Annotated in this window: 11 protein-coding genes; 3 read left to right on the top strand and 8 right to left on the bottom strand. The window is 45.7% G+C overall.

Features of this window, described 5'->3' with window-relative positions; genetic code table 11:
* Positions 1–139: 139 nt before the first annotated feature.
* Complete coding sequence (locus CCC32_RS09100; protein WP_287073925.1) at positions 140–1,831, top strand: glycoside hydrolase family 10-like protein; 1,692 nt, start codon at positions 140–142, stop codon at positions 1,829–1,831.
* 257 nt (positions 1,832–2,088) lie between these two features.
* Here the strand turns inward: CCC32_RS09100 and CCC32_RS09095 are convergent, their stop codons facing one another.
* Positions 2,089–2,418 (bottom strand): T9SS type A sorting domain-containing protein, encoded by a 330-nt coding sequence (locus CCC32_RS09095; RefSeq protein ID WP_022317086.1) that lies wholly within the window; start codon positions 2,416–2,418, stop codon positions 2,089–2,091.
* A 178-nt stretch (positions 2,419–2,596) separates the two neighbouring features.
* Between CCC32_RS09095 and CCC32_RS09090 the strand changes: the two genes are divergently transcribed.
* Entirely contained in the window at positions 2,597–3,361 is a 765-nt protein-coding gene (locus CCC32_RS09090; protein ID WP_022317087.1) for a TIGR02757 family protein, read from the top strand.
* A gap of 246 nt (positions 3,362–3,607) precedes the next feature.
* Here the strand turns inward: CCC32_RS09090 and CCC32_RS09085 are convergent, their stop codons facing one another.
* Positions 3,608–3,958 (bottom strand): hypothetical protein, encoded by a 351-nt coding sequence (locus CCC32_RS09085; protein WP_022317088.1) that lies wholly within the window; start codon positions 3,956–3,958, stop codon positions 3,608–3,610.
* 605 nt (positions 3,959–4,563) lie between these two features.
* Here CCC32_RS09085 and CCC32_RS09080 point away from each other — a divergent pair.
* Complete coding sequence (locus CCC32_RS09080) at positions 4,564–7,089, top strand: DEAD/DEAH box helicase (protein WP_287073922.1); 2,526 nt, start codon at positions 4,564–4,566, stop codon at positions 7,087–7,089.
* 94 nt (positions 7,090–7,183) lie between these two features.
* On the opposite strand, the gene CCC32_RS09075 is transcribed toward CCC32_RS09080, so the two are convergent.
* The 6 genes from CCC32_RS09075 to gldE form a co-directional block, all read right to left on the bottom strand.
* Entirely contained in the window at positions 7,184–7,615 is a 432-nt protein-coding gene (locus tag CCC32_RS09075; protein ID WP_022317090.1) for an acyl-CoA carboxylase biotin carboxyl carrier protein subunit, read from the bottom strand.
* Positions 7,616–7,625: 10 nt separating this feature from the next.
* A complete protein-coding gene (locus CCC32_RS09070; protein WP_022317091.1) occupies positions 7,626–7,790 on the bottom strand; it encodes a hypothetical protein in 165 nt (54 codons plus the stop codon).
* Between the two features lie 69 nt (positions 7,791–7,859).
* Positions 7,860–9,413, bottom strand: coding sequence for an acyl-CoA carboxylase subunit beta (locus CCC32_RS09065; RefSeq protein ID WP_022317092.1), 1,554 nt, complete (start codon positions 9,411–9,413; stop codon positions 7,860–7,862).
* Between the two features lie 39 nt (positions 9,414–9,452).
* Positions 9,453–9,857, bottom strand: a complete 405-nt coding sequence (gene mce / locus CCC32_RS09060) for a methylmalonyl-CoA epimerase (RefSeq protein ID WP_022317093.1) — start codon at positions 9,855–9,857, stop codon at positions 9,453–9,455.
* 80 nt (positions 9,858–9,937) lie between these two features.
* The gene (locus CCC32_RS09055; RefSeq protein WP_022317094.1) at positions 9,938–10,561 is read right to left on the bottom strand and encodes a 4'-phosphopantetheinyl transferase family protein; all 624 of its coding nucleotides are present in this window, start codon (positions 10,559–10,561) and stop codon (positions 9,938–9,940) included.
* 15 nt (positions 10,562–10,576) lie between these two features.
* The coding region (gldE, locus tag CCC32_RS09050) for a gliding motility-associated protein GldE (RefSeq protein ID WP_502705616.1) at positions 10,577–11,895 on the bottom strand (1,319 nt) is incomplete at its 5' end.

The raw sequence follows: 11,895 nt of genomic DNA, 5'->3' as shown, positions 1-11,895 counted from the left end.
TCATTTCGTTCTTCTCTCGGTTTGCACTATCTTTGAATAAGACAGGCGGCACCTCGGAAGAAGAAATGAATGGATTCATTTCGTTCTTCTCTCGGTTTGCACTATCTTTGCAGAAAATATCATTATTAGAAAAAAAACGATGAGAAGACTTTTAACTACGATACCACTGACATTATTCATCTGCACTATGGCTATGGCGCAGATTTTTCATACAGACAGCTATAGCAGCATACCACCCAAAAGAGAGGTAAGGGCGGTATGGATGACGACAATCGGCGGACTGGACTGGCCCAAGACTTACGCTCATACTCCACGGACGATAGTGAAACAAAAACAGGAACTCACCGCATTGCTCGACCAACTGAAAAAGGCGAACATAAACACTATTCTGCTGCAGACAAGAATCAGAGGCACCGTGATTTATCCGTCTGCCTACGAGCCGTGGGACGGATGCGTATCGGGGAACCCAGGAATGTCGCCTGGCTACGACCCTCTTGCTTTCGCCATAGAAGAATGCCATAAAAGGGGGATGGAGATTCACGCTTGGGTGGTAACCATACCCGTGGGCAGACCAACGGGAACAGGATATAAAGCTCTGAAAAAGAAGCACCCGGAACTACTGATGAAGGTGGGCGACGAGATGTTCATGCGGCCAGAGAAGGCTGCCACGGCGACATATATCGCAAACATATGCAGGGAGATAGCGAAAAACTACGACATCGACGGAATACACCTCGACTACATAAGATATCCGGAGAACCTGAAGCTGAACATCTCCCGTCAGCAGGCTCGGGCTAACATCTCAAACATAGTGAAAAGCATCCACGATGCCGTGAAAGCAGAGAAGCCATGGCTGAAGATGAGCTGTTCGCCTATCGGCAAACGAAACGACCTGAACAGATACAGGAGCCGGGGATGGAACGCTGAGGAGAAAGGTTGTCAGGATGTGGAAAAATGGATGAAAGAGGGATGGATGGACCAGATATACCCCATGATGTATTTCAGAGGAGACAACTTCTTCCCCTTTGCTGCCGACTGGAAGGAGCGAAGCCACGGAAAGACGGTAAGCGCCGGACTGGGAATCTACTTCATGTCGCCACGCGAAGCCAACTGGCCCATCGATGACATAACGAGGGAGATGAATGTCTGCCGGCAGATGGGAATCGGAACAGCAATGTTCCGCAACAAATTCTTCACCGACAACACTAAAGGGATTTTCGACTTCACTGCCAACGAGATGTATTCCTACCCTGCCTTCGTGCCTGAAATGACATGGTATGAACATAAGGCACCGGAGGCTCCTACAGATCTGAGAATCAGCAAAGGAAACGGTGTCGACCACATTTCATGGAACAGACAACCTGCCGACGGAGACAACATATATTATAATGTATATGGCAGCGACGTAGCGCCGGTCGACATCACTGACTCAAGGAATATCATTGCAATGCGAGTGAAGAATCTGGGAGTGACTGTACCGGAATCTAACGTGTTCAGACATTATGCCGTGACGGCAATGGACAGATACGGAAAGGAGAGCGCTGCTCTGCAATCCGACTGTGACCTGTCTGCCGAAGAGGGATTGCAGCACGCCATGCTGATAAGAAACGACGGCAATCGACTGGCATTGCCTTCAAAACCGTCTACTCTCGATGCTCAGTACGTGATTTTCGAAACCGCCACTGGGGTGGTTTTAACTACAAAAGCGTACAACAAGGAGATTTCTGTCAAAGACATTCCTGACGGCATGTACATCGTACGCTCTCTATCAAAGAAGGGCAAGACGCACAGAATCTGCTGGGCTTTCATAAAGAGACTGACTTTAGAATAGTGGCAGATTCAATAATTGAAGGTTAGCGTTGGCTGAATTCTGAAAACAGAAATATGGATATTACAGCAGTTTAAGATATTACATAAAACGGCCTAATGCCCGATTGGGGTTAGAAGTCAATACTTTTATTTTATACATTCTATCAAGAATAAACATACTGCCCCAGAATACAGGAAAAGCGTTGGTTACCGAACAGGTCCAACGCTTTACATCCATTTACACTTAATCTTAAAATCTTATCAAAAGAATGTCATGTGTCAGCTGACAGAAACTTTGCGCACCACATTGCCCACTTTGACAATGTAGCATCCCTTGCGGAGATTCAGCTCATAAGTCTTGTCCACTCCGTCAACCTTTATCCGCTTGACAGGAGCTCCCGACACGTCGTAGATAGACAGAGTCTGACCATTAGCATTGGTAATACGCAATCGCGTCTGACCGTTACCGTCGGATATGACGCGAAGCGAAATGCCGCCCTTCTGGCCGTCATAGTCAGTCTCTATTATCTCAATAGCCGGATCGGCATGGGCTACCACCGGCATGCTCATAAACCCTAAGGCAAAAATGATATAATAAATCTTCCTCATAATCGATAACGTTTTAATTTCTGCAAAAATACAATTTATTTCAAAATAAAACAAGCCTGAAAGACATATTTTTACATTACAACGATTAAAATACCCACAAATAATAATTTTTATGGCCAACGACATCATGGACAAATTATAATAATTACCTTTGCAACCATAAACAATATCACGACAAATGACTGATTTCATCATTGAAGAGGAAACAAGAAAAAGGATTATGTATCTCGCGGAGAAATACGAGACAAAGGATTTCCTGCCTGCCGACCCGAGTTCGTTCATGCACAAAGTGGAGGGCAAGGCAAACAGGGAAGCTATGGCTTTCATCGCTTCATGCCTTAGCTATGGATCGAGGAAACAGTTCTTTCCGAAGATACAGTTTCTGCTCGATGACGCAAGAGGTGATGTTGACCATTGGGTGCGCCACGGCGGATGGAAAACCTGTCTTCCCGACTCCACCGACTGCTATTACCGGCTGTACACCTGTCACGACATGTGCTGTCTGCTATCGGCATATCAAACGATGCTGACTGAATACGGAAGCATGAAGGAATACGTAAGGAGGAATGCATCCACGGGGTTAGAGGCGGTTGACGCCATCTGCCGCTTCTTCTCTGTCTATGGAGCAAGCAAGATTGTCCCTAAAAACACATCATCGGCCTGCAAACGGATGTGTATGTTCCTGCGATGGATGGTGCGCACGGACTCACCCGTAGACCTTGGCCTGTGGGCTGACATCATAGACCGCCGCAGTCTTATCATGCCGCTCGACACGCATGTGGTGCAGGAGGCACAACGCATGAATCTGCTGCAGAGCCGCACGGCATCAATGACCACCGCCCGCCGGCTTACAGACACCATGCTCAAGATATTCCCCGACGACCCGCTAAAAGGCGACTTCGCCCTATTCGGACTGGGAGTGGACGAAGGAAATGAATCCTGACCGAGCGGATAAGGCATAGCATATCCTTTACGTAAAATTTACGTTGACTTTCCTATCCATCTATTATGCAATACCCAGGTTTTAGAAAGTACGCTTTATTAAACGTACGTTACACGTTCACATACAGGGATATTAATTTAGAAACGGCTACCCAATGATTGTATTGCGCCGACAATTATAAAATTAGCATATCTCTACATGTGATCAATTGTTATGATTCAAAAGATGTATATTATTTAGAGCGAATCACAAGAGAGAGTCTACAACATTCGTCTTATACCACACAGCCGCCTGCGCCATCGTGTCCTTTAGGTCATTGATAATCTGCATGTGGTTGTCTTGGGTGATGGTAATATGCCGCTCGGGGTGTTGCCCGTCATGGTCGCCGCTCGTCAGATGGATAATACAGAATGTGCGGTCGGTATCATGGTGAGCCACCATTCCCCGCTCCTTCAGAATTGCCATCGTACTCTCAAAATCAGCCGGAGTAGTAGGCACCACCTGCAACACGCTCCAAGGATATTCCTGTGCCGTAAGGAGCGTGTGTCCTTGCTGCTGACTGAGTTGGAAGGAATGAACTGTCTTTGATGTTATCATACATTTTTATTTTTTTCGTGCTACAAAGTTACTGCTTTTCTATCTAAAATGTTTCTTCAAGGATATTATTATTATTCAAGCTTCTGATTTAGGAAAAGACATTACCGCCCCCAATGACCGATTGAGGGTAAAGTCAAAGCAGACAACAAACACGCTTTTTATTCTGTCTAACCCTATAGTTTTCGTATCATATCTATATGACTTACGCATCGTATCTATATGACTTACGCCAGTACTCTTACAGAAATTACTGCAGTACTTACGTAAGAGTACTACAGTACCTGGCGGAGAGTACCGGAACAAATTACAGCCTCTGGATAAAATTCTGACGCCCGGAAGCGAGAAAGATTCCCCGCTTCGCTCGATTAATCGTATTTTATGCTATATTTGCATAACACTTAGCTGCACTCGGCAAATTGAGAGTAAACTCTATTTGCACTCGTTTGCAAAGTATTTGCACAATATAATGGAGACAACGAAATTCAGAATGACAACGTACATTATGGAAATGTTTTCCGAACGTACTTATTTGTTGACTTTGAGAAATTCGGTAACTTTCCATTTGGGAATGGCTTAAGAAGCCGATAAAGATCATTTAAATATATATGGCGACAAAGGAAAATAAAGATAAAAGGAAAAGAAAAGCTACCGGCAAGAAGAAAGCCAAGGTTTCGCATATCATAAAGCCTGACAACCTTTCGATGGAAGAATGGCAGGTAAAGCTCAGAAGACAAATCGCTGAACCTGCCAAGCTAAAGATACGCTGTGTAGACGATGAGCTATGCCCCGGAGAATATCTCGTGGACAATCCTCTGACTGCAAATGAATACAAGGTGGTATACCGAGGTGCTAACAGCGAATGGAACTATTGCTCCTGCTGGGACTTCAAGACATCAAGGTTGGGAACATGCAAGCACATTGAAGCTGTGAAAAAATGGCTGGGGACGAGAAAGGAATATCGAGTTCACAGAGAGATTCCGCCATACACGTCGGTCTATCTTTCATACAGGGAAGAACGGTGCGTGAAGATACGCATCGGAGCGGACAACAAGGAAGAATATGAGAAGCTGGCAAAGGATTATTTCGACGAGGACTCTGTGTTGAAGGAGTCTGCCTTCTACACCTTCGGCGACTTCCTGAACCAGGCAAAGAGAATCAGCGACACATTCAGATGCTATAAAGATGCGACTGACTTCATACTTGACTTCAGGGCGAGAAAGGCAAGGAAGGATATCGTGGCGACTTACGGCGACGAAGAGCTTGACGCTCTGCTCAATGCCAATCTTTATCCCTATCAGAAAGAGGGAATACGCTTCGCAGCAAGAGCCGGCAAGGCTATTATCGCCGACGAGATGGGACTGGGAAAGACCATTCAGGCTATCGGAACTGCCGAACTGCTGAGGAAAGAGGGACTCATAGAGTCTGTACTCATACTCTGCCCCACTTCACTGAAATACCAATGGAGAAGCGAAATAAAGAAATTCACGGATGCTGACGTATACGTGATTGAAGGCGGACACTTGAAAAGGAAAGAGGCATACTGCCGTAAGGAGACATACAAGATTGTGTCGTACAACAGCGCATGCAACGACATCAGGATTCTCGGAAAACTACAGACCAACATGCTCATCATGGACGAGGTGCAACGGTTGAAGAACTGGAATACACAGATTTCGAGGGCGGCAAGGAAAATAGAATCCGACTATGCCGTCATCCTGTCTGGCACGCCATTGGAGAACAAGCTCGACGAACTGTATTCCATAGTAGAGTTTGCAGACAACTTCCGACTCGCACCGTATTACAAGTTCAAGGAAGAACATATCGTGAGCGACGAGACTGGCAAGATATTAGGTTACAAGGGACTGAACAATATAGGAAAACAACTGAGCGACATTCTTATCAGACGGCGCAAGAAGGACGTGAAGCTGCAGATGCCAAGCAGGATTGACAAGAACCTCTTCGTGCCTATGACGAAAGAACAGATGGGTATGCACTCCGAATGGCAGCACCAGGTGAGAATGCTTGTCATGAAATGGCAGAAGCACCACTTCCTGTCGGAGAAAGACCGCAACAGGCTCCTGCTCCATCTTTCACAGATGAGAATGGTATGCGACAGCAGCTATATCCTGGACCAGAAGACGAGATACGACACCAAGGTGGACGAATGTATCAACCTCATCAGCGACATCGTTTGCGAGGAGGGAGAAAAGGTGGTGGTGTTCAGCCAATGGGAGCGGATGACCCGACTTGTGGCTAAGGAACTGAGAAAGAAAGGCATAGGCTTTGAGTATCTGCATGGAGGAGTGCCATCGGAAAAGAGGAAGGATATGGTGGACAACTTCACGAACAATGCCGAAAGTCGCGTTTTCCTTTCCACCGATGCTGGAAGCACCGGACTGAATCTTCAGGTTGCAGCCACTATAATCAACATCGACCTGCCATGGAATCCGGCTGTACTTGAGCAGCGCATCGGACGCATATACAGGTTGGGACAACAAAGCAACATACAGGTCATCAACCTTGTAGCACCCCACTCCATCGAGGAAACGATGGTGGGCAAGTTGAGGTTCAAGACATCGATGTTTGAAGGAGTGCTCGACAACGGAGAGGATTCCATCTTTGCCGACGACAACAAGTTCGGCAAAATCATGGAGACTGTCAGCAGCTTCGTATCAGAGGAGGAAAACAACACGCCGGATGAGAATGAGAACAACACAACCTCCACGGCAGAAGCTATTGTCGCAGCAGAAGAAAATGAGGAAGCCGCAAAAGAAAACAACACAACACCTGAAGAGGACTATAACACAGAAGGCATGCCGCATAACGCAGAATACTTGTCTGACGGAAACGAAACAGACGACAGACAGACTGCCATGAACGAAACCTTTGACAACGAGCCAAACAAATCCCACAAAAAGGCACATCCTAAAGAACTTGTGGAGCAAGGAATATCGTTCCTCTCCGGATTGGCTGAGACTCTGAAATCTCCCGAAGCCACTGCTGCCCTCGTTGACTCCATAACGGAGAAAAACGAAAAGACAGGAGAGACATCGATTAAAATTCCTGTTGAAAGTAAGGAAACGGTAACCAACCTCCTCACTCTTATCGGAAAACTATTTGCAAATCAATAATTAGCAAGACTATTATAATACCCTACAGAAATGCCGCCTTAGCCATCACGGCTAAAGCGGCATTGTCAGTAATTCTATTATGGTTTCAGAATTCTTATTCTATTACTACGAGTGGAGTATCCTCCATCACGCTCTCACCGACCTGAACAAGAACGGCTGTCACCTTGCCAGCCTTCTCTGCCTCAAGGTTGTTTGCCATCTTCATTGCCTCAAGTACGACAACGGTATCACCAACAGCAACTTCGTCGCCAACAGCAACGTTGATCTCTCTTACTACTCCAGGCAGTGGTGCCTTCAGAGCATTGTTGGTGTTCACTGTTGCAGCAGAAGCTGAAGAAGACTCTGCCGCAGGCTGTGGCTGAGCAACAGGCTTTACTACAACCTTCTTCTTCTCTGGCTCTGGCTCCTTCTCCATCTCAACACTATAGTTCTCGCCATTTACAGCGACGGTGGCAATATTCTCAACGATGTCAACAATCTGGACATCATACTTGTTGCCATTGATAGTATATTTGTATTCTTTCATCTCTGTGTAATTATTTTTGAGGTTTGTTAGTCATGCGCAGCAGATGAGACTCCCAATCAGAGTGTCTCTCCTTGATTGTGATAATGCCCGGCTCCTTGTCATGCACATTGTTTCCTTTGAACTCATGCAATGCCAAAGCTATCGCCGCATATACCTCATTATTTGTTTTTCCCATACTATATACTCTATTTGTATTTATCCGCCACGGAAACATAACAGCACCGTGGCAGATAAAGATTTCAAATTACATAGGAATATTTCCGTGCTTCTTAGCTGGCAGGTTGTCACGCTTAGTAGCAAGCTGAGCCAAACCGCGGCAGATGCGGAAACGAGTGTTGCGAGGCTCAATCACATCATCAATGTAGCCATACTTGGCTGCCTGATATGGATTAGCGAACATCTCGGTGTATTCCTCTTCCTTCTCTGCAAGGAATGCCTTAGGATCCTCATGAGTCTTTGCCTCCTTGGCACAAAGCACAGAAACGGCACCGCTTGCACCCATAACAGCAATCTCTGCTGATGGCCATGCATAGTTGAGGTCTGTACGGAGCTGCTTACAACCCATAACAATATGGCTACCACCATAACTCTTACGCAATGTAACGGTGATTTTTGGCACTGTAGCCTCTCCATAAGCATAAAGCAACTTTGCTCCGTGGAGGATAACAGCATTGTACTCCTGACCTGTACCTGGCAAGAATCCTGGCACGTCAACGAGGCTGACGATTGGAATATTGAAAGCGTCGCAGAAACGAACGAAACGAGCACCCTTGCGGCTTGCATTAACGTCAAGTACACCTGCATAGCATGATGGCTGGTTGGCTACGACACCAACGCTCTGTCCGTTGAAGCGGGCGAAACCAACGATGATGTTCTTTGCGAACTTAGGCTGAACCTCAAAAAATTCGCCATTGTCAACAATTGCTCCGATAACCTTATACATGTCGTATGCCATGTTAGGATCGTCAGGAATGATGTCGTTGAGAGAATCCTCCATACGGTTGATAGGATCTGTGCACTCCTTACGTGGAGCCTCCTCCATATTGTTAGAAGGAATGTAGCTCAAGAGTGTCTTGATCATCTCCATAGCCTCTTCCTCTGTAGCTGCTGTGAAGTGAGTCACACCACTCTTTGTAGAGTGTACGCTTGCACCACCGAGGTGCTCCTGGTCGATATCCTCACCCGTAACAGTCTTCACAACCTTAGGACCAGTCAAGAACATGTATGATGTGTTCTCCATCATAAGAGTGAAGTCAGTCAATGCTGGAGAATAAACAGAACCTCCGGCACAAGGACCGAAGATACCACTAATCTGCGGAATTACACCTGAAGCAAGGATGTTACGCTCGAAAATCTCAGCATATCCTGCCAATGCGTTGATTCCCTCCTGGATACGTGCGCCACCGGAGTCGTTGATACCGATTACCGGTGCACCCATCTTCATACCCATATCCATGACCTTGCAGATCTTCTGAGCCATAGTCTCTGAGAGAGATCCACCATTTACGGTGAAGTCCTGAGCGAAGATGTATACGAGACGACCATCGATAGTTCCGCTTCCGGCTACAACACCGTCACCGAGGAACTGCTTCTTCTCCATACCGAAATTGGTACAACGATGAAGCTTGAACATGTCAAACTCCTCAAAGCTGCCCTCATCAAGGAGCATGTCGATACGCTCACGCGCTGTATATTTTCCACGAGCGTGCTGCTTCTCGATAGCTTTCTCTCCGCCACCCAAGCGAGCTTCTTCACGCTTAGCGATCAATTGCTTGATTTTCTCTAATTGCTTACTCATAATTAATTTATAATTATTAAAAAACTGTTCTTTACCTTTTTAGTGCTCGCACAATTCTGTGAGAATTCCGCATGTTGATTTAGGATGCAAGAAAGCGATATTCAAGTTCTCAGCTCCCTTACGAGGAGCCTTGTCGATAAGACGTACTCCCTTTCCATCACACTCTGCCAATGCATTTGCCACGCCATCCTCAATGCAGAAAGCAACGTGGTGAACACCATGATTGCCCTTGTCGAGCCATTTCTGGATAGTACTGTCTGGAGATGTCGGCTCCAGCAATTCCAGCTTAACCTCACCACACTTCAAAAAAGCTGTCTTCACCTTCTGATCCGCAACCTCTTCTACTGCGTAGCACTCAAGTCCCAAAACGTCTTTGAAATACGGAAGAGCTTCCTCAATGCTCGGAACTGCTATTCCTAAATGTTCGATGTGTGAAATTTTCATATTATTATTGTTATAATTAATATTGCAAAGTTACATATTTTATTTCTACCACACAATCTTTTGCCGTTTTTTACATTTATTCAAGACTTTTTTTCTACGGCAATTGTCAATATGTAAGATTGAGTTGACAGATATGACATTTCAACAGTAATACCGCGCTTTAAATTATCTATTGTAAACCGTCCCTCAAGATTTCCATCATTGCGTATGCCATGCGTCCGCATCTCCTGAAATGCCAGCCTGTCATCGCTATGCAGCTTATACAGTGTTTCTTTTGCACACCAGCACAAAAGAAGTTCTTTCACTGTTGTCAGCGATTCATCCTCGCGCAAGAAACGTCTGGCTATCCGCATCACCCTGTCGTTCATGTATTCCATATCAACAGCAACGTTATGTTTTTTCGAAACAATGACAACGGCATACCCCCTTGTATGGCTGATGCCGATTTCATAACCGTTGTCAAGAAACGGGCGTCCGGCATCGTTATGTTCCACAGGTACAGCCTGACCAAACATACTCTCAAGCAAAGCTGCTACAGCCAAACGCTCAAGGCGTCGAGTCTGCGACTTCATAGATGAGATGTCTGGCAGCAGACTATAAAGCGAAGGATTGGCATGCAGGATTTCGTCCTCGCTCTCATCCATACGCCACAAGCCAACTTGCACATCACTGGGCGTTGTTATACTAAGTGGAATTCTTGGCATAATCAGTATTATGGATTACTGTTTTTCATCACCTTTCACTTCTTTAGCGTCACGCAAAATGACCTTCAGAGTGGCGATGCGGCGCTCCTTGACATCCAACACCTCGAAGACGAAGTTTGAATGTTCAAATTTTTCATGCACCTTAGGGAAATCCCCCTTCATCTCCAACACTAGACCAGCAAGGGTATCAGCCTCACCTTCAACGTCTGAGAATTCATCATCGGGAACATTCAATATCCTGCAGAAATCACTCAAGGGGGTCTTGCCATCAAATATGAATGTATTGTTGTTTATCCGTCTGTAGGTTTTCTCATCTTCATCATATTCATCGCGAATCTCACCTACGATTTCCTCCAGCACGTCTTCTAGAGTCACAATGCCACTGGTTCCACCGAATTCATCAACCACTATAGCAATGTGTATTCGGTTATTCTGGAACTCCCTCAACAAATCATCAATTTTCTTGGTCTCCGGAACGAAATAAGGTGGACGGATGAGACTCTGCCACCTGAAGCTGTCTGGTTTTCCGATATGCAACAGAAGATCCTTGATATACAAAACACCACGAATATTATCTGTATTATCCTGATATACTGGTATCCTACTGTAGTTATTATCCACGATGCTACTAATGACCTTGGAGAACGGTGACTTTATATCAATGTCAACTACATCCTTACGACTTGTCATGATCTCCTTCACCGTCTCGTCTCCAAAACGTATGATACCCTGAAGCATACTCTTCTCATCCTTAATGTCATCTTTGTCAGTGAGTTCCAGAGCCTGCCCGAGTTCATCAACGCTCAGAACATGATTTTCCTTCTGCAAAAGACTGTCGGCAAGCACACGACTTCTCAACAATATGTTTTCTATCGGCCAGAACATCTTTCTTGCCACCAAGACACCCCCCACGGCACGACGGCAGAACTGCAATGCATTCTGACGAGCAAAGACCTTGGGCATTATCTCACCGAAAAGAAGCAACAGAAAAGTCAAAAGTACTGTTATGCAAACGAACTGCAACCAATAGGCGTTGCCAAAATAAATCAACGACCCAAAAACATAGTTGCAAAGCATAATGATGGTTACATTCACGAAATTGTTTGCCACTAATATCGTGGCAAGCGTACGCTCACTGTCCTTACGGAGCTTGTCTATCCCCAAATCTTTCGGATTCTTCTCCGTGTCCATTTCATTGAGATCCGAAGGAGTGAGACTAAAAAACGCTATCTCAGAACCGCTTGCAAAGGCAGAAGCGCCTAATAAGACAACAGCAAGTAAAGAAGCAATTACCACCCCTAACGTAGGGGTATTAAAGGAAACCTCCTCAAAAG

Origin of the sequence: Prevotella sp. LMAG:51 (assembly GCF_008680225.1) — a bacterium.
GTDB lineage: Bacteria > Bacteroidota > Bacteroidia > Bacteroidales > Bacteroidaceae > Prevotella > Prevotella pectinovora.
The sequence above is the reverse complement of the archived record's forward strand: the minus strand, read 5'-3'. Positions and strand labels throughout refer to the sequence as shown.